This is a genomic window from Geobacter sp. PheSNFMC (assembly GCF_059620965.1).
The window spans coordinates 1-18,435 of sequence record NZ_JCAMRN010000012.1 but is presented as its reverse complement, the minus strand read 5'-3'; the positions used below and the strand labels follow the sequence as shown (position 1 = coordinate 18,435).

Genomic DNA, 18,435 nt, shown 5'->3' with positions numbered 1-18,435 from the left:
GTCTTACCTCGACTGCATCGGCTGTTTCTGGCCGCTGGAACAGATGTTGTCCTTGCCGGCCAGCCTGAGTGTCTGGATCACTGTGGCAGCCTCGGCAAACTCGTTGATGCACTGGCAATCGATGACGATTTCCTCGCCCGGGTCGGCAGGACAGCTGCTATTGATGCAGGTCTTGTAGAAGATGTCGTAGGACTGGGCGGGAACCCGCATGTCATTGACCGTCCCGGTCGTCGTTACCTGGGTGTCGGTCTTGGCGATGCGGGTCTTGCAGGCCACTTCGCATTCCGAAACCGGGTCCCGCTGCGGCAGATTGATGCTGCCATTGGCTATGGTCCAACCGGTGGGACCGAGACGCGGGTCCTGAAAGGTCAGGTTCGAGGTATTGTCGCTGGCGGAGGAAACCACCTGCCCGAAGCGGGTCGCCACGTCGGAGAAGTCGTATTGCGTGCTGCCGCAGACATAGGTACGCTTCTTGTGCCACCAGTCCCGGCAGATCTTATTGGTACCCACCTGACCAGTGAAGTTCTTGCAGGACGGGAGCGGATTAAAACCGGTCGGATTGAAGTTCTGGTAAGTCACGACACCGTCAATATCCTCTTCCTTGAGTCGGCAGTCCGGGTCGTTGGCCAGGGCTGCACATTTGTCTTCTACCCCTTCCGTGTAGGTATCTTCCTTGAAGTCGAAGAAATAGCTCCAGTCGAACGACACCCCCTGGGCCCCCTTGGCCGGGCAGACGATGCCGGTCTGAACAGAGGTATCGAAGCCGTTGATGATCCCGTCCACCGAGGCCGAAGCGGAGTTACAGCCGCCACCGCTCATGTTGTTCATGTTGAATGTGGCGGACATGATCTGACCGAGCTTGGCCGGGTCCGGGGTCGATACGGTCACGGTCTTGACCACATGCCAGCCATCCCCTCCGGGACTGCCGCCACAGTTGTTGTGTGCCGCCCCTGGTCCGCCCGGGCCGGTATCCAGGTATTCCAGCTTGTAGGTCAGGTCATCGACCTTGTGAACCCGCATGTAGACCAGGTGATCGGTACAGAGTGAGCTGTTTCCGGAATCATTGAAGGATTTGACGGTGGTATCGACACGGCCAGCCCGGTCGACGGTGCAAATGCTTGATTTGCCCTGCGCCTGTCGTGCCGCTCCTGAGTTGGAAATCAGATAGTAAAAACTGCTGGGATCGGAAGACTGGGCGATGGCGGCAGAATCCCGAGCGGCGGTCAGTTGTGGCCAGTTGGTGTAGTAACTCGACAGAGTGGAGACGGTCGGTGATGAAGCAAAGGCTGAGACACTTGCCGCGGCGTTGTTCGTCTGGGTGGTCACCTGTCCATAGTAGGTGATGGTGGTAATGTCGGTGGCGACATTGGTGATGGTGAACTGGGTGTTGCTGGTATGGACGGCGTTGACGATACCACCGCCGATATCCTTGAGCACAATGGCGCTGTTAACCCAGACCAGGTTGCTGCCACAGCTGCTGTTGATGCAATAGCAGCCCCCCAGGTCGGTGATGGAAGCCGGCGCTTCGGTAACGCGGCCATCGGCATCGGCTGCCCACGTGTAGTATTTGCAGTTCGACCAGCTGCCGGCAGTGCAGGAGATGAAGCCGTTGGCGCAGACTCCTGAAACGAGCGCCGGAACGGTGTGGACATTGTCGATGGCGCCATCGGTATTGAGATCCTGGCTGACTATGACCTGCTGCAGGTCGCCGGTGCCTGACGGTTGGATCATTACCTCCAGGAACTTTGCCGATGAGGGGGCATTCAGGGTCGCCGGGAAGCTGGTGGCGCCGTTGACGGTCTGCATGAGGTTCGAGGAGTTGGTCATCGGCATCGAGATGTTGCTGTTGACGCCGCTTTTGGTGCCGAACCGGGAGAGAGCCGTCTGACCTGCACTTTGGCCGGCGGTCTTCCCGTCAACGGCCAGGGCATTCGAACTCACGAGCGCCATAGCCATGGTCAGGCTAGCTGCGGTATTTCTTGACCATCTCACGGATCGCATCCTCATAACTAACTCCGCCATCCACCATTGCCTCTATTTCTGCGATCTCGCTCGCATCGGACGTGAACACGTAATAGGAGAACGGATCGACTGCCAGCCTGCCGACGCCGGTGCCGAATGGTGTGTCCATGAAGATCTCCGAATACTTGGGCTTGTTGCTCTTGGTTGACTTCAGAATCCGCATGGTGAAGTCGTCGTAATAGAGGAGCTTCTCGTCCAGGGCCTTCTCGAAGTCAGACGACTCCAGGAAGAACTTGAAGGCGGAGTTGTTCCTGATCACATCACCGACCCCACCGAACAGTTTCATGTCGAGAACCGACTGCGTAATGATGGTGAAACTCCCGCCGTATTTTCGGGCCCGGCGGTACCCTTCCTCGATAACCTCCTTCAGAGTCGAACTTTCACCAAGGAACTGCCACGCCTCGTCAAAAACGATCAGGCGCTGGTCCGACTTGTCGGAGAGATAGAGATCCTGGGTGACGGCATTGATTACCTGGAGGGTAACAACCCGGAATAGCTCCTTGCGGGACTTGAGATGCTCCAGCTCCAGCACCACGAACTCGTCGTTGGAGATGTCGAGGCTGCTCTTGCCGTTGAAGAAGCGGCCAAAGGCCCCATCGCTCCGGAAATCGGCCAGGTTGAAAGCCAGCCGTGAGGCAGCCTCCTTGATCTCGCCCCCTTCGGAGGAATAGCGCTCGAAGTTGGCCAAGTACTCGTAGACCGTGTCGATGCCGGCGTCATTCCCCTCCTGCTGCCAGGCCCAGCGCACGGCCCCCTTGATGAGGGTCATCTCGGTCTCGCTGGGGATGGTCTTCCCGGTGGAGAAAACCATCTGAGCGACGATGGGGGCAATGACCGGAATGTCGTATTCGGGGTCGATGATGTTTGTGAAAGGGTTCAGGCAGACCTGGGAATCCTCGCTGAAGTCCAGGTAGCGGGCACCGAACAGCTTGGTCATCTTCTTGTAGGAACCGCCGATGTCGATGATCCTGATCTTGGAGTTCATGGCGAAGTAGTTGTAGACCAGGTAATTGATGAAGAAGCTTTTTCCCGCGCCGCTGGAGGCGCAGACCATGGCGTTGTGGTTGTTGACCCCCTTGTTGAAAATGTCGAGGCCGAACAGGTTCCCTTTCCGCCCGGCAAAGAGCATGACCGGCTTGCCCAGCCCCGAGAAATCACCCTGGATCGGCAGGGTCACGGCGATACTGTCCACCGGCATGATGTGATCACGGTCAAGAGTGTCGATGTTGCTGCCATTGTCGTAAAGGCCGAATGGCATCGACGAGATGAACAGGATCGGGAGAATCCCCTTGTCTTCCTGCATGACATACCCTTGCCCCTCCCAGACCCGCTTGGCCCGGGTGACTGACTCGTTCACCAGCCACTCGTCACTGCCGTAGACCCACATGATCGGGATGATCCGGTAGAACTTGGTACCCCGTTCCAATTCATCCACGGCCCAGAGGTATTCATCTTTCTTGCGAGCCAGCGACGGGGCGAAGCTACCCACTCCCTGCTGCTGCAGGACCAGGTTGCACTTGGTGTGAAGCTTGTTCTTCTGGTTACGCAGAAGAATGTTGAGAGTGAAGAAGAACGGTGTACGGATCTGGTCTGAGTCGGTCGCCATCCCCATGATCCCGCCGAAGAGCTGGTTGGTCTGGATCGGGTCGCCATTCAGGGGGAACGATTTGGGGGTGACACAGCGGAAGTGTCTGTTATCGAAGCGGAGCGAGGTAAAGCGCTTTTCGATCTTCGTACCGAGCAGCACCTGTTTGCGGATGATGTTCCGGTCATCGTAGTGGGTCGAATTGCCGGACGGATCTTCGTTCAGCATCCGCCGCAGCCAGTCCAGCAGACGTCCCGGTCCCACCACGACCGGGGCGAGGCCGGCACCGCGCAGCACTTCCTGAATGGTGCCGAACACTTCGTCCAGGTTCACATGGCCGATCTCCTTGACCGGAAACTTCACGGTGAAGAACATCCGGAAGGTGCGCACCGGAATACCGCTCAGGCAGCCGAGCCCCTCCACCCCCTCCTGGAAAAACCGCATGACATTGTCGGAGACATCGTGGACCAGCTTGCTGCTGCGCGTCTTCTGAGCCCCATAGGCATTGACAATCGGTTCGACAAACGGGTCGGCAAACAGAATGAACTGCATGACCGAACCTTCCGGCAGATTGACGCGAAAGATTCCCTCCAGGGTTTTGATGCTCGTTTCGGAGGCGAATGCCAGGGGAGCGCACTCCCACATCATCCCGAAGGTGTTGTCGGTGTTGAGGTAGATATTTTTCCTGTCGTCGTAGGCAATCCAGGGGAAGTAATCGGAGAACTTCTCCCGACGGGATATCTGTTCCAGCTCTCCCTTGGTAATGCCACCGTCCTTTCCGAATAGACCGGACATGATCCCCATTACGCTACTCCTCCTCACCGGACGACACGGTGTCGCCCAGGAGCCAGCGCGGTTCGTCCACGAAGAAGTAAACGTAGCGCAGCATGTAGAACTCATTGTCCTGCCCGGTATAGGGAAGCAGAAGCACCCGCATGGTCTTGGGGGGAGCAACGACCGGCGTGACCGGCTCCTTGAGTAGACCGGTGAATTTGTCGAAGAGTGCGGCACGGTATTTCGTCAAGGCTCCGTTCTCTTTCGACGCTGGGTTGGTTCCTGCCGCTTCCTTCGTGCTTTCGGTGCAGGCGCCGGAATTATCGGACTCTGGTCCGCAGTTCTCACGGGATTGATCGGCAGCCATATCCTTAGTTTTGGCAACGCCGCCTGATGATTCGCTGTAGGCCGTCTGGACTGAGACACATTTGCCGTTGTAACTCTCCGGGCAACTGAAATTGCTTTCGTAAGGATTGAGCAGGGCACAGCCGCTCATGAGCAGCATTCCCGCCAGAGCCAGTGTTCTCTTCACTTTCCGCCTCCCTTGGCGATCTTTTTGATTTCCAGGTTGATCCCCTCGCTAATGACCAGCGTCACCGGCTTCGTGGCGCCTACCTCGATGACCGGCATGGTCTGCTTGGCCAGTTCCATGTAGAACTTCTGGATCTCTTTGAAGCCGCTCGACAGCCCTGATCCGGCGCCTGACATGGCAATATCCTTTGGATCTACGGTCTGGGTGGTGCCGAGAGGACTGACGGCTAAAGTTGTCGCCGACGCCTTGATAGCGTCACCGGCACCGCCGAAGAAACCGGCCAGCATGCTCCTCGCAATCATAGAACCCATCTTGGCCACGACCCGTCCCCGCAGGCCGATCTTGCCATCTGCGTCGACGACAAATCCCTTGACCTTCTGGTCAACCACGGCCTGCCCCTTACGGTCGAGGCATGACAGGGAGACCAGCAGCAGTTCGGCCCGCTCAGTAGCCAGGTTCCCCTTGCCGTCAGCGATGACAAAACATCCCTTGAGGTTGGCTTTCACGCTGTTGGGCAGAACCGCCGGAGTCTTGACCCTGAGCAGTACCGGGACCGGGTTACCTTTGGCTTCCGAAGTGGTCGGGGCGTCCAGGCCACTCAACAGGGTCGCCTCCATAAAGGAAGGCGGCAGATAAACTGAACCTGCTGCGTCTTTTTTTTTATCCTCCGATTCGGCTTTCGCCTGCTTTCCTGCCCCGGGTGACGACACGACGGCGATGTCGCCTATTTCGGTCTCGGGGAGTGATGGCGGTTGTCCGGCAGCCATCGTCTGCGCTGACGTGGGAGGAGGCGGCAGCGGAATGGAACTGGTCTGCGGAATTGGCGGTGGCGGCAGCGGCTGTTTTGCCAGTACGGATCGTCCCGAACCGGCTTTTTGAACCTGCCCCTGGGCAGATGCAGCATTGCGGGCATCACCTGATATGGGAAGTGACGTTCCCGGCTGCAGCACTGGAGCTGCCGGTGCATCTCCCTTTTTCTCCCGGGTTATTTCATCGAGCTTTTGCTGGAGTTCGGCAACCTTGTCATCCCGCTTGGCTATTTCCTTCTGGCTCTCAAGGTACTGCGACTTCTCCAGAAGCTTTGGTTCGATGCTCAACGGTGCCTGCTTTGTGCTCCTCACCGGTTGAGACGACTTGCCGCGGTTCATGGCCATGCTCCCGAGCACGAAAGTCAGACCGAAAATGGCTACACCGCCCCCCCAGACCAACAGTCGCCTCTGGTTGCCGGTCAGGCCGTTCCAGTAAGACAGCAGCTTATTTTTCATCATCCGCCTCCTGGTCAGCCGGTGCCGGTTGCGGTTTCTGGGCAGTGTCCAGCTTTGCCTTCTGGCTGGAAGCGGAATGATCCATGACCGGCAGCTCGCCGGCCAATTTCCGGCCTTCCTGTTTCTCCGCCCGCTGCTCCACCACAAAGATCCGTGAGGTATCCCCCTGACGCAGAATGTGTCGTTCGAGTGCGACAGCCACCGGGTTTTCCGCCAACTCCGTTCTCAGGAACATCTTCTCGTTCATCCTGAACTCAGCCGGCTCCCCCCGCAGGTTCACCTCATACTCCTTGATCCGGAGCCCTTCGCCTTCGATATCCACGGTGCGCTTCAGTGTCAGGACAATTTCCCTGAATATGGAAAACCGCTTGTCCTTGCGAACCACGGAGTAGGAATCGGGGATGTTCTCGGTGTAAACGTCCCGAATGGCGCGAAGCAACTTCTTCTCGAAGGGGAGCCCGGCATAGAGCGAGAGATTCTCCTTGATCTTGCGTTCCCTGCCTGACGACAGTCGGATGGTCTGAGAAGGAACCCTCTGGGGAAACACAATCATGCTGAAGGTTTCCTCGCCGCAGACGACATACAACTCGGTTGGTGTGGTCGAATAGGAAAGCTTGTCACCTTTCTTCGTGACCTTAAATTTCACGAAGGCATCCTTGCCGGTGATCTTGATGGTGACCCCTTTTTCCGTGGAGGTGAGCGCCTCGCGGATCTCGGCCGGGCAGGAAATACGGTTCATATCCGAACTGGACAGGCGAATGGTAGTCGTCGCCTCCGGCAGCACCACTGTAGGAAATTCACTTTCGACCGGTTTCTCCATAACCTGGTCATCGATGGTTCTCTTTTTCTGGATTGCGGATTGATCAGCCGCGTGGAGTATTGCCGGAACCAGCAATGCGGCCAGTAACATAACCGTGCTGCGCATCATGCCCCCTTGCTTTCGCCTTGGGCCGGCTTCTCGTAGAGGCGGACCAGGATGAATTTTCCGTTTTCTATGCGGTAGTCGATGAGATAGACCTTCAGGGTGTCCTCTGCCTTCTGGTCCACCATGTAGGTCTTCTTGGTGCCGGTGACTTCGAGCCGGCGCTTTTCGGTATCGTTGATGATCGACTGGATGTAAAAGGCGCTGGAGGCCTTGGTGTTTTCAATTTTGTCGGCCAGCTCGTATAGCTCTTTCCGCGATGCCTGGAACTGGGCGGGATCATAGACGGCCAGCAGTTCGCTGAACTGCGACCGGGCATTGACCGGGTTGTAGGTCAGGGCCAGGTTCAGGATGTAACGGGCAAATTCCTTGAGGTACTCGTCAGAGGCCTTGTCTCCGGAAACCGAGATTTTCGAGTTGACGACCGGAGGCACGAGGATGACCCGCTGGCTGTTCAACGCCATGAACAGGCCTGCGGTGTTGATGACGACGGCGATGCCGAGCGCCACAACAACGAACTTTAGCAACCGGTTCTCGGCGAAAATGTTGGAACTCTTCTGCAGGAAAATATCGAGGTTCACTTCTTTGCTCCCTCTGTGGTGGTCATTCCAGAAAATCCTTATCGAAAAACTGCGGGTACCCCTTCATTGGTGCCAAGCCGAGAAAATAGAGCGCATGCCGCAGGAAGCCTCGCGGGTACTGTCGCTTGAAGCGGCTGTATGCCCATGGAACGATGATCATTGTCAGCCAGAGCCACCCTCCGAACTGCTGAGCCAGGATGAAGCTGGCCGTCATAATCGCCAGGTCATCGGGCTCAAACCAGAGAACCTGGAACGGCTGGGTCAGGTATTGGGGAAACTTGCGGGTCACATCCGGCTCCGTTCACAAAGGTGGTGAGGGGGGCTTTCGCCCCCCGTTGTGTTCAGATGATCATCCCGAGCGAGGTGACGATCTTGTCCGAGTTGATGACAAGTACCCCTCCCAGGATGCAGAGAACTGCCGGGACCATCTTTTGCTGGATCATGACGACGACGCCGGCAATGATCGACAGGACGCCGGCAATTGCGCCAAAGGGACCTTTGAGGATGTTGTTGATGAAGAAGTCGTAGGCCTCGAAACCGAAGGAACCGGCTACCGGGGCAACGAGGGCCATGGCCTGCGATGCCACCAGGGTCACGATCATGGCGACGGCGGTCATCAAAAGTAGTTTCCGTTTCTGCATTCATTTCTCCTTTGTGCTGGTTACGTGATGGTGCTGCGGTGACAGTGGTACAGAATCAGTGCGATTGCGGCTTGCTCACCTCCTTTCCCTTGTCCAGCAGCCCGGATATCCGTTGGATGTCCGCACCATTCACGTGAGCACCTTCGATCCAGAGTGCCGGTGTTCCCCGGACCCCAATCCCAGCCGCAATTTTTTCCATCTCCTCCAGCTGCTGTTGCTGCACGCCGTCGGCGATGGCAATCGGTTTGCCGTCCAGTTGTCCGGTAAAGACCTCGTGAAAAGCCTTGCCCCTGTCGGGCTGTGACAGGATGTAACGGGCCTTCTTTTCAGCGTCGGGGTGGATTCTGCGAAGCGGGACGAAATAGATGTAGCGCGTCACATCCGTGCGTTTCGCAAGGAAGTCGTCGACTTTTCGACAATATGGACAGTCGGGGTCGGTGAACTCGATGACCTTTTTCGGGCCATTACCGATTTTCAGGGCTTTATCGAGGGGGAGACCATTGATTCGTTCTGCGACAACCTTTTCCCGTATTTCAGCGGTCAGGTTCTTGCCGTCCTTGGACCAGATCTCCCCGAAGAAAAGGTATCCTTCAGGGCTGAAGTAGAATACCTGCTCGCCTGCGGTGATCTCGTAGAGTCCTTTGAGCGGTGATTCTCTGAAACTGTCGATTCTCAGGTTCGGGAAACTCTTCATCAAATTCTCTTTCTCCGTCTTCACGTCGTCGTTCGCCATGGAGAACCCTGCGACCGCTACAAGAAGCAGCATCAATCCGCCAACCATCATGGTCCTGCCGTTAATGATCTTCACTTCTCCTCCTTTCGATGTTCCACGATTTCCACGCGCCGGTTCAGGCGCTTGTCGGTCGAAACAGGGCAGCACTTGCCTTTTCCCTCCACAGTCACCACATTAAAACCATTAGATTTCATTATTCCTGCTACGTGCTTCGCTCTCCTGATCGACAACCTCTCGTTGTAGTCATCCGTCCCAATCGTGCAGGTGTAGCCCTTCAGTCCGAACGTGCTCTGCTTCGACAATCCAACCAATAGCCCATCGAATCTCAAACGCTCATGACCTGACAGCCGTTCGCTGTCGAAATCGAACTGCACGGTTGTGAGCCTAATATCTGTCTCAATGGCGCCGTTGGTGGATGACTGAACAGGCTTTGTCTCAAGGGAGACTTGCGGCTCCGGTTTTGCCGGGTCGGAAAGCCGCACGGTAAGCTTGGGTTTCACTGGCAGGGGTGAAAGCCGGTGATCAGGGCAGTCGGAACAGACAACGAACTGGTCATCCTGTTTAGCCGTACCTGCATCGAGCGAATAACTGAATGGCCGCTGGCGGATCTCTGCGGCATGGGCTGCCAGAGGAAGAATCAACGCCAGTGCGGTGATGTTGAGCGATTTCATAAGGAGAACAGGCCTCCAGTAGGAGTGTGCTTCATACACATAATCTATAGGGGGGGCAGGTGCGGTCGCCGTCACTGATCTGGGTAACGCGCCAACTCTTGCTCATCTGCTCAAATACGACTCTGTTCAGGAATGTTCGTGTGGGGAAGTGGTTAGGTTACTGGGTGAGCTGGAAGCATCAGAATGTGGAATGAATATCTACATCTTCGGTGATGGTCAGGCCGAAGGAATGGCGAAGATGAAAAAACTGCTGGGCGGCAATGAAGCCAATCTGGCGGAAATGACCAGTACCTGCCTGCCGGTCCCTCCCGGCATGGGCACCCTCAAAGAATCCGGACATTCCCATGGCGAAATTTTTTTCATACGAACTTTTAGTCAGTTACACGACTTTATCGGGTCAGAACACAAATTGTACCTGCCCCCCTTATAGATATTAGAGACAGGGAGAAACACCAAGAACGGAGGAAAAGCAATGGAAGCACTTTTGAGGCAGCGTGACCTGATGGAAATCATGAACGTATCGCGTGCAACGCTCTGGAGGATGCTGAGATACCAGGATTTTCCCAAACCGGTCATCCTGATGGGATGCAAACGCTGGAGAACTGAGGAAGTCGCATCGTGGATCGAGGCACGGAAAAGTGCCTGAGACAAGCATCATTTCAATAACGCCGATTCGGGAGGTCCCGGTTGCATGATCATCTTCAACCCATGCTGTTTTCGGACTCCAAGGAATCGCAAGCACCTGACTCATTCAATGAATTGCTGGCGAGCATCGCGGCCAGACCCAAATACCTTCCCGATTGGCCGGAGAGCTACAGGGCGTTACCCAACGAGATTTTGCGGTCGGCGCTATTCAACTGCCGTAACCGGAACCTGCCACGCATGTTCATGAAGGAAGTGGAGATTGCCGTGATTGGCGATGGTCAGGTCATCTATCGAGGGGAAGAGCTTCGGCAGGATGACGAGCTGGTGTGGATGCACTTGATGCACTTGATTAAGAAGAGCCCGCTGGGGGAATGCGTTGAGTTTACCCCCTATTCGTTCATCAAGGCACTCGGATGGCCCATCAAGGGCCAGAGCTATGAGCGGCTTCGGAATTGTCTGAGTCGAATGCAGGCCACAGCGTTGCGAATACAGTCCAAGCGCCTGCACAGCTTTGTCAGTATTTCACTGATCCAGAAGTTCATGTCCAGGAACGAGCGAAACGAGAACCTGACCCGATGGCAGGTGTGGGTCGGCAAAGAGATGCAGTTGCTGTTCGACGAGGAATTTCTCACCAAGGTGATGTGGGATACCAGGCGGTCCTTGCCCGACGGAATTGCCTCAAAACTGTTCGGATACTGGGCCAGCCACCGGAAACCATACCCGGTAAAGGTCGAGACTCTGCTGAAGCTCTGCGGCTCCGGCATGCAGGCAAAGCATTTCAAGGCTGAGTTGAAAAGGGCTCTCGAACTTCTCAAGGAATCAGGCTTTCTGGAAGCGTGGGATCTGAAGGATGAACTTGTTGTGGTTGTCCGGAGGCATTGACCTATGACCGACCGGACATTGACTTTTGACCGACTGACTATTGACCTTTGGCCGACCGGTACTGACTTTTGGCCTACCGAACTATTGACTATTGACCGACCCGAACCATGACTTTTGGCCGACCGCCATTGTCCTGATTTCAATGAACAATCGATTGGTTAGAAGGTTATCAACACCCTACTAACCTTCTTTTAACCAATTTTTAACCATAAGAGGCGTCGGATTGACAGGAAGGAATACGATGAACTGCCCATTTCCGGATGAAGCAATGAGAACAGTGGTCTCGTATTTGCGCCGATCAGGCCAGACCGTTGTCTTTTCGGAGGGTTCATTTGTGCTTGCGAAAGGGACTCCAAATATCATCGTCATTGAACAGGCATGCGCGGACGGTGCGGTGTCTCTGACCGAGGATGGCGCTATTCAGGTATGCGGAACACGAATCATGGCGGAGATGGATACTGTAAAGCTACGCAGAAGAGTTGAGGATCATCTACGAAAATCGGCATCGAAGCAGGACATTATCCGCATAGCAGCATGTTTAGGCATCAAGCTGAAGTAACTGATTCCTCCCTGTTCCCCTGAATAACTTGATCACCAGGGCAGTATAGCGACTGGATTTGGTCATAGGCCATATCAGCCGCTAAATCGAATATTCATTCTGGCACGGCCAAGCTCACAGAGTTGAGCACAGGCAAAGCCGGTCATCGAAGCACGACTTCGAGGCCGGCTTTTTTTTATCTGGAGGGTTCCTACATGGACTTTCAGCAGGCTATGGAATGGGTAAAAGATCACGAGGCTGTAATCAGAGGGTATATCGCCAAGTATCGGAATTTCTCACCCTATGAAGATTGCGACTACATGCAGGAAGCCTATGAGTCTGCTTTCGTAGCTGCAAGCCGGTACAGCGAGAAGAAGATCAAATTCGAGGCTGCCTTCTGGAAGATATTCCGAAATCAGATCAGCGTCATAACCCCGGCGCCGGATATTCTGACCCATGGATCGAATTCGATTCCCTCTCATTTCTGCTCTGACGATCTTTCGGTCGTTGCTGAAATAAGCTCCGGGGGAAGACAGAAAGAGCCCGACATCGAGGTGATATTCCAGTCGGTGCGCCATCACCTCACGGAAAAGGAGCAACAGGTCCTTTACTGGGCGCTCGGAGTCGGTATGGAAGGACAGATGTCGAATTACGAGATTGCTGATCGGCTGGGATGCGTTGTTTCTAACGTCAGAGACATCCTCAGTAGAGCACTCGACCGGATCAAAACCCTTGTCGAGAAAGGCGGCATTGATCCCAAGCACTTTGTCGTCATTTCACCAGATACGCCATCACGAAAGGAGATGCACCATGAACCTGGAACAGGCAGCACAGCAGTATAAACCAGTACCACTGAAAGCTCTGAAAAGAATGGTTGGCGAGGGTCTGTTGACCGAGCCTTTGGATGAGAAAGATCAACACGCTCTGCAACTGCTTTCCCGCCTTTGGGCGGATGAATGGTACGTCGCCCGGATGAACATGTCCTTCAAATCAGACAAGAGAGCGCTGATGTTGGCATTCCCAAGCTTCGGCAAGATCGAGCGTTACATTTTGAATTCCTATCTCCCGAAAGAGAACGGACCCAGGTACAGGGTCTCGGTGCGTGATGTTGCCAATAACCTTCGCACCTATTTCCACATTGAGTATCCGGAGCTCAAGATCAAGCGTATCCGTCAGATTGCCTACAACATGTTGCGCTGCTGCAGGGGAGAGTGTCGAAGACTGTACCTTTCATTGACGACTTTGGAACGGCAATCGATGGAAAAACAGCGCAGGAAATCTGTCAAATAATCCAACTAACAAACTTTTCTAAGGAAAAGTCTTTATAGAAAAGTTTGTATTACGACAAGGAGTCTGCAATGAAGATTGAAGATATCGAAGAGCTTCTCAACAGCCGGATCATCGAAGCGTTTTCGAGAGGATTCAGTGTTGTTGAGATCACCAGGGCGCTGAGGAAAACTACCGTGACTTCGGTCTATAATCTGCTGCGCGATACTGGCCGTGTCCCAGTTGTGGTTAGAAGCGAGTACCGCCGCCAATACGATATCGACCCAAAGTTGACGACCGCATGCCGGCAAAAGGGATTCTCCTTTGGACGATGGTGTCTCAGTTGGCGTCTTGATCCGCATTTGGCCGCAGCTGAGCTGAAATCTGCTCCTGACGGAGAGGAAGAGAGTGCTGCTCATGTGGCGCTGAAGAGAGATTTCCCGGATGTCTATCTCAGGCTGTACCATGGGTCAAAGATCAAATCGGAGAAAAAGGGAAAATACCGGTCCAAGCCTGCTTCTCTACTGATCGAATGGAGCTCGGAACGGAAAGCATTTTTAGCGACTGTCCCGGAATGTCCAGGCATCGAAGCCAGTGGCAGGAACTGGGATGATGTTTTCTACGCCATAAAGTCGGTGCATCTGATGCACGAATATGTGAAACGAATTGACTGGCTTCTCAGCAGATCTGGCAACGAGTTTTGTCCGGCCAGTGGAGTCAAATAGTCACTTCTCCGTATTTGCGCCATATTTGGTACCAAGTTTGTTACCAAATTTGCGCCAAGTTCCGGAGGTGGCAAATTTGTCACCAAATATATCCCCATATTTGCCACCGGCACCTGCCCCCCCTATAGATATTTTGTATGGAGGCATACCTGCCTTACAAACTTTTTGGGGGTTTATATGAATGTGCTGGTGTGTGATCTCGGGTTTTCTTCGGCCAAGTGGATTTACGGGGAGCGCAAGGGAAGGATCATTTCTGCGTTCAGCTACAACGGCGAAAATCTGCTGATCGGGGAAGATTCGCTGATGTCATCGGGCTCTTCCTATCTGAAAACGATGGAAGAGCTCGTGCGCTACTATCCGGTATTTGTGGAACAGTGCTTGAAACAGGCTGGCTGTGATGGTGACATCCTTCTTGCCGTTGGGCTGCCGTATTCCTACTGGCAGGAGCAGCATAAGCCGGGCGGCGCCGTGTCGGCCTTGGCAAAGTCACTGACCGGTGGGGCAATCAAGGAGGTGGCGGTATTCCCGCAGGGGCTAGGAGGACTGAGGGATTATCTTGACGGACTTCTGGAGCGTCCGACGGGCAATGTTCTCGGCATCGATATCGGCTTCAACACCATCATCTTCACCCTGTTCTCACCTCATAAAAAACAGATCATCCATGGCAAGACCCTCAACAAGCGGGGTGTCCACCAGATGGCCACCAGCTTTCTGCTGCCACGGATCAAGGATCTCGCGCCTTCTGGCACCTTCACCCCCGTGGAAATCGCCTTCCTGATCGAGAAGGGCTACCTGCAGTACGGCTTCGAGCGGCACGATGTCATCCGGGAGATCCAGGAAGCTGGCGTTGCCTATATTGAGCACATCATCCGTGATATTCAGGGTGAGTTGCAGGCTCATGTCGGGATGCATGCCGATTTTGATCGTGTCCTGCTGTTCGGCGGCGGTGCCGCATTCCTGAAGAACGGCCTGCCTGCCAGAAACATCGAGGTTATTGTACTACCGGAACCGGAATATGCCAATGCCAGGGGATTCCAGACGCTCGCCTTTGCCAAGGGGGTGTGATGTGCCCTTGTACTCACTCAAACTTTCCACCTATGATCCGGAAATTATCGATGCCTTCGAACGGTTACGCAAAAGCAGAAAACAGGCGACATTCACCCACGAGGCGATCAAGCAATTTCTTTCAACGGAGCGAGGAAAGCAGGTGCTGGCCAACATGGATGGAGTCACGGCAGGTCAGCAATTGCCAGCAATTCCTACATTGAGTGAAATGAAACCAGCAGATAAGCCGCAGGATGAACTGAGATCGGCTAAAAGTGCTTCTGCATTCACCCCAAACGCCGATTGTAGCGATATATTGAGCAGTATCTTGAATTAGGGACATGGTCACACTTTCACATCGGAAAAAAGTCCGAAGACGGCCAGAAGGACCATCCCCCCTTAGCACCCTTAACAAAGCAACTATATGCAGTCCTTTAGAGTGACGCTGTGCTACTGCTGTTGGTTTTTGCCGTTGCTTGCCATGAGTCAAATTCGATTTCATCATGCTTTCCGGCGGAACCATGCCAGAACCGCATCAATCGGTTGTGCTCCCGGTAATTGATCAACAACGCGTCCATGCTTCAACAGTACTATTGCCGGTATACCACGGATACTGAAGCGAGCCGCCAACGACGGGCTGTCCTGGGTATTGATTTGTAATACAGCCGCCTGGCCGGCCAGTCTTTCAGCAACTGTTTGCACCACCGGTGCGAAGGTATGGCAGTGCGGTCAGGTGGGTGCCCAAAACTCTGCCAGCACCGGACCAGGATAGTAGTTGATGAAGGAGTCGAAGGTCCGGTCGGTCACCTGCTGGGGATGGCAGTACAACGGCGGTAAAGATGACTTACAGTTACCGCAGCGTCCCCGCAGGCCCTCTTTATCAGCCGGGATACGGTTACCAGTACCGCAGGACGGGCAGGAAATCAGGTAGCTTGCCGTAGCCATGTCACTTCACCTCGGTTGCAGGTTGTTGTTCTTTTGGATATTGCCGACGCAGCCGTTCCAGCCCTTTCTGCCAGCTCTCGGCGTCGCCGTACTCGAAGAAGCGCGGATAATGCTCGTGAGCCGCTTTTATCCGGCGGGCATGCTTGATCGGGCACCAGTATTGTTCGGTCCGTGCGGCAATCTCCCGACCGTAGGCCATCAGGCCGTTGCCATAGGAACAGTAGAAACAGTTGAACTTCTCGATGACGTTCAGGTACGGGAGGTCTTCCCGGTCGAAAATCAGATAATCGGAGCGCTTTGCCTTGGGAATGCCGTACACAGGAAAGCAGATCGACTGATAAAGCCAGAGAAACAGATCCAGGATTATGAAGGGGATGAACCCCGCGTAAATAACCGGAGCGGTCAGGACATTGAGCGGTCTTGATTTGATCATATAGCGGAACCAGCCGATTTTCAGGCGGCGTTGCTGCCGTGCTACCTCCTCGGCAAAACGAACCCGTTTCTTTTCGATGATGAACTCGAATTCGTCCCGTTTCTTCTTGAACTCGACTTCGAGTTCCTCCTGCAGTTCCTTGATCCGTCGGATGAGATCGTCAATGGTTTGGGGCATTCCGCTTCTCCCTGGCTTGATTTTGCTTACTCTGCTTGCAACTGAACGCTGCGCTGCTGCTGTTTGCCGTCACGGAGAATGGTGATGGTCACCGTATCGCCCGCCTTGAAGTCATCCAGTCGAGCCAGCAATTTGGGAGTCGTTTCGACCTGTTTTCCTTGTACGGCTATAATGATATCCCCCGGAGTAAATGTTCGGTCACGGTTAATGGTTATGCCTTTGAACCCTGCACGCGCTGCCGGAGAATTTGAACGCACCTTGAGTATTGCCACACCTTTGACGCCAAGCTGCTCGGTAATCGCCTCGTTGAGATCCTGATCAATTTCAATTCCCAAGGATGGACGAACATATTTCCCTTGACCAATCAGTTGCGGAACCACCCGGTTGACAGTATCAACCGGAACCGCGAATCCGACCCCGGCGGATGCGCCGGACGGGCTGTAGATGGCGGTATTGATGCCGATGAGCCGACCGGCGGAATCAAGCAACGGCCCGCCGGAATTGCCCGGGTTGATGGCGGCATCGGTCTGGATCAGATGCTCGATGACGCTGCCGGATTCTCCCTTCAATGACCGGTCCAGAGCAGAGACGATCCCGGTAGTCAGGGTCCAGTCGAGGCCGAAGGGATTGCCGATGGCAAAGACCTTCTGTCCGACCTTCAGGTTGTGAGAGGTCCCCACCGGCAGCGAATGCCCTTTGAAGCCGGTAGCGATCTTCAGCACCGCCAGGTCGTGCATGGGACTGGCGCCGACCAGACTGGCCTTGTACTCCTTGCCATCCGACAATCTGACCCGTGCTTCCGAGGCCCCATCGATGACATGGTAATTGGTGACCACATGTCCCTTGTCATCCCAAATGAACCCGGACCCGGTGCCACGAGGGATGGTGAAGATATTGCGGCTCCAGAAGTCCATGACCCGTTCCGAGGTTGAAATATACACGACCGAATCGCGGGACCGTTCGAACAGTTCGATGGTCGATTTCTCATCGGCGGCCAGATCGCCCCGGGCGGTTACCGCTCGCGGTGTTGCCGATTCTTTCTGGAAAGCCCGGTCCGCCCACGACAGGGCATGCCAGGCGAACAGCACGGTGATGACCGCGATGGTCAGCCAGCGCAATCGGCGCAGGAAAGGGTCACTTGGCGAATACTGAGGCATGTGGTACTCCGATCATACAAACAATAAGATTTATCCTTCTTCTTGCCGGCCATGTTCCATGTTCCAGGCATCCCGTTCCCGCATCAGCCAGTACACGGCCCCTAGAGCGACGAGTGCCAGAGCCAGTGCGGCGATCTTGGCCGCTTCAAGGGCGTGGATGTCCAGGATGATGAATTTACGGGCCAAGGCAAGCAATGAGACGAGGATTACTGTCTTGACCTGAATAATGTTCTGTTGACGCTTGGTGACGACTAAAATGGAGTGCTTGAACTCCATGGCAATGAGCAGGGTCATGATCCCGCCGAACACGGTCTGGAATGTCTCGTGTTTCAGCGGATCGAAAGCCCTGCTCACCAACAGATTAACAACATCCTCACCCAACTTATAGAGGGCAACAATCACTATAAACGAAATGAGCAGCACCAAAATGTTGGCGATCAAATGCTCGAATAGATTGTAAAGTTTAGCTTTCCTTATCTTTTCGGCTATCTCATGCGTCCATGATGGATGTCTGCTTCGTTCATTCATCACACAAACTCCGCTCAAATTCAGAGTCTCCGTTCCAGGTCGTCAATGCGGTCCAACAGTTCCATCACCAATGCCACGGCATCGAAATTGAGGCCAAGGTCACGCTTCAGGCGCAAGGCTTTTCTGGCCCTGACCACAGCGCTTCGGTCGAACAGATGGGGGGTTCCTGTCGATAACGGCTCGATCAATCCAATGGAAAAGAGCCGCTTTGCCACCGATAGGTGGCAATCACACAACCGACTTAACTCATGAATTGTTAAGCCCGGCATGGAGACCAGTTCATGTTTTCTGCTTATGATGATTTCATACTGTTGTGCTGTCATAACTGCTCCCCGGTTACACACGCGGATCGAATCGCGATTCTTTGGC

24 protein-coding genes are annotated in these 18,435 nt (G+C 54.5%); 9 read left to right on the top strand and 15 right to left on the bottom strand.

The features are described from left to right. Nucleotides 1–3: 3 nt before the first annotated feature. From AC6CDK_RS04185 to AC6CDK_RS04140, 10 genes are read right to left on the bottom strand one after another with little or no spacing between them, the layout of a single operon-like run. Nucleotides 4–2,001: a hypothetical protein gene (locus AC6CDK_RS04185; protein WP_226048463.1), complete on the bottom strand. Its 1,998-nt coding sequence runs from the start codon at nucleotides 1,999–2,001 to the stop codon at nucleotides 4–6. Beyond that, entirely contained in the window at nucleotides 1,964–4,411 is a 2,448-nt protein-coding gene (locus AC6CDK_RS04180) for a TraC family protein (RefSeq protein ID WP_192905697.1), read from the bottom strand. Before AC6CDK_RS04180 ends, AC6CDK_RS04185 begins: the two co-directional genes overlap by 38 nt. A 4-nt stretch (nucleotides 4,412–4,415) precedes the next feature. Further along, nucleotides 4,416–4,913, bottom strand: a complete 498-nt coding sequence (gene traV / locus AC6CDK_RS04175) for a type IV conjugative transfer system lipoprotein TraV (RefSeq protein WP_192905696.1) — start codon at nucleotides 4,911–4,913, stop codon at nucleotides 4,416–4,418. Continuing rightward, nucleotides 4,910–6,178 carry a TraB/VirB10 family protein gene (locus AC6CDK_RS04170; protein ID WP_192905695.1) on the bottom strand — a complete coding sequence of 423 codons (1,269 nt, stop codon included), beginning with the start codon at nucleotides 6,176–6,178 and terminating at the stop codon, nucleotides 4,910–4,912. The genes traV and AC6CDK_RS04170 overlap by 4 nt, the downstream gene beginning before the upstream one ends. Then, nucleotides 6,168–7,103, bottom strand: coding sequence for a type-F conjugative transfer system secretin TraK (locus tag AC6CDK_RS04165; protein WP_192905694.1), 936 nt, complete (start codon nucleotides 7,101–7,103; stop codon nucleotides 6,168–6,170). The genes AC6CDK_RS04170 and AC6CDK_RS04165 overlap by 11 nt, the downstream gene beginning before the upstream one ends. Continuing rightward, nucleotides 7,103–7,681, bottom strand: a complete 579-nt coding sequence (locus AC6CDK_RS04160) for a type IV conjugative transfer system protein TraE (protein ID WP_192905693.1) — start codon at nucleotides 7,679–7,681, stop codon at nucleotides 7,103–7,105. Before AC6CDK_RS04160 ends, AC6CDK_RS04165 begins: the two co-directional genes overlap by 1 nt. Nucleotides 7,682–7,703: 22 nt before the next feature. After that, nucleotides 7,704–7,970, bottom strand: coding sequence for a type IV conjugative transfer system protein TraL (locus AC6CDK_RS04155; protein ID WP_108103972.1), 267 nt, complete (start codon nucleotides 7,968–7,970; stop codon nucleotides 7,704–7,706). Nucleotides 7,971–8,022: 52 nt separating this feature from the next. Further along, the gene (locus AC6CDK_RS04150; protein ID WP_045667281.1) at nucleotides 8,023–8,322 is read right to left on the bottom strand and encodes a hypothetical protein; all 300 of its coding nucleotides are present in this window, start codon (nucleotides 8,320–8,322) and stop codon (nucleotides 8,023–8,025) included. Between the two features lie 55 nt (nucleotides 8,323–8,377). Further along, nucleotides 8,378–9,130 (bottom strand): DsbC family protein, encoded by a 753-nt coding sequence (locus tag AC6CDK_RS04145; RefSeq protein WP_192905692.1) that lies wholly within the window; start codon nucleotides 9,128–9,130, stop codon nucleotides 8,378–8,380. Beyond that, complete coding sequence (locus AC6CDK_RS04140) at nucleotides 9,127–9,726, bottom strand: OmpA family protein (protein WP_192905691.1); 600 nt, start codon at nucleotides 9,724–9,726, stop codon at nucleotides 9,127–9,129. Before AC6CDK_RS04140 ends, AC6CDK_RS04145 begins: the two co-directional genes overlap by 4 nt. 190 nt (nucleotides 9,727–9,916) lie before the next feature. Here AC6CDK_RS04140 and AC6CDK_RS04135 point away from each other — a divergent pair, with 190 nt between their 5' ends. The 9 genes from AC6CDK_RS04135 (at nucleotide 9,917) to AC6CDK_RS04095 (ending at nucleotide 15,163) form a co-directional block, all read left to right on the top strand. After that, nucleotides 9,917–10,156: a hypothetical protein gene (locus tag AC6CDK_RS04135; RefSeq protein WP_108103969.1), complete on the top strand. Its 240-nt coding sequence runs from the start codon at nucleotides 9,917–9,919 to the stop codon at nucleotides 10,154–10,156. Nucleotides 10,157–10,198: 42 nt separating this feature from the next. Further along, nucleotides 10,199–10,372 (top strand): helix-turn-helix transcriptional regulator, encoded by a 174-nt coding sequence (locus AC6CDK_RS04130; protein ID WP_108103968.1) that lies wholly within the window; start codon nucleotides 10,199–10,201, stop codon nucleotides 10,370–10,372. A 41-nt stretch (nucleotides 10,373–10,413) separates the two neighbouring features. Continuing rightward, nucleotides 10,414–11,253 (top strand): plasmid replication initiator TrfA, encoded by an 840-nt coding sequence (gene trfA, locus AC6CDK_RS04125; RefSeq protein WP_108103967.1) that lies wholly within the window; start codon nucleotides 10,414–10,416, stop codon nucleotides 11,251–11,253. Between the two features lie 268 nt (nucleotides 11,254–11,521). Beyond that, complete coding sequence (locus AC6CDK_RS04120; protein ID WP_226048454.1) at nucleotides 11,522–11,812, top strand: hypothetical protein; 291 nt, start codon at nucleotides 11,522–11,524, stop codon at nucleotides 11,810–11,812. Nucleotides 11,813–12,006: 194 nt separating this feature from the next. Further along, entirely contained in the window at nucleotides 12,007–12,633 is a 627-nt protein-coding gene (locus tag AC6CDK_RS04115) for a sigma-70 family RNA polymerase sigma factor (protein ID WP_108103965.1), read from the top strand. Then, entirely contained in the window at nucleotides 12,602–13,081 is a 480-nt protein-coding gene (locus tag AC6CDK_RS04110) for a hypothetical protein (protein WP_108103964.1), read from the top strand. The genes AC6CDK_RS04115 and AC6CDK_RS04110 overlap by 32 nt, the downstream gene beginning before the upstream one ends. Before the next feature lie 68 nt (nucleotides 13,082–13,149). Continuing rightward, on the top strand, nucleotides 13,150–13,782 hold the full coding sequence (locus AC6CDK_RS04105) for a hypothetical protein (protein WP_108103963.1): 633 nt from the start codon (nucleotides 13,150–13,152) through the stop codon (nucleotides 13,780–13,782). A 177-nt stretch (nucleotides 13,783–13,959) separates the two neighbouring features. Continuing rightward, nucleotides 13,960–14,847, top strand: a complete 888-nt coding sequence (locus AC6CDK_RS04100; RefSeq protein WP_108103962.1) for a ParM/StbA family protein — start codon at nucleotides 13,960–13,962, stop codon at nucleotides 14,845–14,847. Nucleotides 14,848–14,854: 7 nt separating this feature from the next. Then, nucleotides 14,855–15,163: a hypothetical protein gene (locus AC6CDK_RS04095; RefSeq protein ID WP_192905690.1), complete on the top strand. Its 309-nt coding sequence runs from the start codon at nucleotides 14,855–14,857 to the stop codon at nucleotides 15,161–15,163. A 164-nt stretch (nucleotides 15,164–15,327) separates the two neighbouring features. Here the strand turns inward: AC6CDK_RS04095 and AC6CDK_RS04090 are convergent, their stop codons facing one another. The 5 genes from AC6CDK_RS04090 to AC6CDK_RS04070 form a co-directional block, all read right to left on the bottom strand. Next, nucleotides 15,328–15,771 (bottom strand): thioredoxin family protein, encoded by a 444-nt coding sequence (locus AC6CDK_RS04090; protein ID WP_108103960.1) that lies wholly within the window; start codon nucleotides 15,769–15,771, stop codon nucleotides 15,328–15,330. A 1-nt stretch (nucleotide 15,772) separates the two neighbouring features. Then, the gene (locus tag AC6CDK_RS04085; protein WP_192905689.1) at nucleotides 15,773–16,381 is read right to left on the bottom strand and encodes a hypothetical protein; all 609 of its coding nucleotides are present in this window, start codon (nucleotides 16,379–16,381) and stop codon (nucleotides 15,773–15,775) included. A gap of 26 nt (nucleotides 16,382–16,407) precedes the next feature. Beyond that, nucleotides 16,408–17,538 (bottom strand): S1C family serine protease, encoded by a 1,131-nt coding sequence (locus AC6CDK_RS04080; RefSeq protein WP_108103958.1) that lies wholly within the window; start codon nucleotides 17,536–17,538, stop codon nucleotides 16,408–16,410. A 30-nt stretch (nucleotides 17,539–17,568) separates the two neighbouring features. Continuing rightward, nucleotides 17,569–18,066, bottom strand: coding sequence for a phosphate-starvation-inducible PsiE family protein (locus AC6CDK_RS04075; protein ID WP_108103957.1), 498 nt, complete (start codon nucleotides 18,064–18,066; stop codon nucleotides 17,569–17,571). Between the two features lie 20 nt (nucleotides 18,067–18,086). After that, a partial coding sequence (locus tag AC6CDK_RS04070) for a chaperone modulator CbpM (protein ID WP_226048453.1) occupies nucleotides 18,087–18,435 on the bottom strand: 349 nt, incomplete at its 5' end.

What these genes read in the sequence shown, in the direction of transcription:
- AC6CDK_RS04085 (WP_192905689.1), bottom strand. Translation starts at nt 16,381, where the DNA reads ATGCCCCAAACCATTGACGATCTCATCCGACGGATCAAGGAACTGCAG.
- AC6CDK_RS04135 (WP_108103969.1), top strand. Translation starts at nt 9,917, where the DNA reads ATGAATATCTACATCTTCGGTGATGGTCAGGCCGAAGGAATGGCGAAG.
- AC6CDK_RS04150 (WP_045667281.1), bottom strand. Translation starts at nt 8,322, where the DNA reads ATGCAGAAACGGAAACTACTTTTGATGACCGCCGTCGCCATGATCGTG.
- AC6CDK_RS04110 (WP_108103964.1), top strand. Translation starts at nt 12,602, where the DNA reads ATGAACCTGGAACAGGCAGCACAGCAGTATAAACCAGTACCACTGAAA.
- AC6CDK_RS04130 (WP_108103968.1), top strand. Translation starts at nt 10,199, where the DNA reads ATGGAAGCACTTTTGAGGCAGCGTGACCTGATGGAAATCATGAACGTA.
- AC6CDK_RS04170 (WP_192905695.1), bottom strand. Translation starts at nt 6,178, where the DNA reads ATGAAAAATAAGCTGCTGTCTTACTGGAACGGCCTGACCGGCAACCAG.
- AC6CDK_RS04180 (WP_192905697.1), bottom strand. Translation starts at nt 4,411, where the DNA reads ATGGGGATCATGTCCGGTCTATTCGGAAAGGACGGTGGCATTACCAAG.
- AC6CDK_RS04185 (WP_226048463.1), bottom strand. Translation starts at nt 2,001, where the DNA reads ATGCGATCCGTGAGATGGTCAAGAAATACCGCAGCTAGCCTGACCATG.
- AC6CDK_RS04105 (WP_108103963.1), top strand. Translation starts at nt 13,150, where the DNA reads ATGAAGATTGAAGATATCGAAGAGCTTCTCAACAGCCGGATCATCGAA.
- AC6CDK_RS04100 (WP_108103962.1), top strand. Translation starts at nt 13,960, where the DNA reads ATGAATGTGCTGGTGTGTGATCTCGGGTTTTCTTCGGCCAAGTGGATT.
- AC6CDK_RS04115 (WP_108103965.1), top strand. Translation starts at nt 12,007, where the DNA reads ATGGACTTTCAGCAGGCTATGGAATGGGTAAAAGATCACGAGGCTGTA.
- AC6CDK_RS04165 (WP_192905694.1), bottom strand. Translation starts at nt 7,103, where the DNA reads ATGCGCAGCACGGTTATGTTACTGGCCGCATTGCTGGTTCCGGCAATA.
- AC6CDK_RS04080 (WP_108103958.1), bottom strand. Translation starts at nt 17,538, where the DNA reads ATGCCTCAGTATTCGCCAAGTGACCCTTTCCTGCGCCGATTGCGCTGG.
- AC6CDK_RS04120 (WP_226048454.1), top strand. Translation starts at nt 11,522, where the DNA reads ATGAGAACAGTGGTCTCGTATTTGCGCCGATCAGGCCAGACCGTTGTC.
- AC6CDK_RS04075 (WP_108103957.1), bottom strand. Translation starts at nt 18,066, where the DNA reads ATGAATGAACGAAGCAGACATCCATCATGGACGCATGAGATAGCCGAA.
- AC6CDK_RS04140 (WP_192905691.1), bottom strand. Translation starts at nt 9,726, where the DNA reads ATGAAATCGCTCAACATCACCGCACTGGCGTTGATTCTTCCTCTGGCA.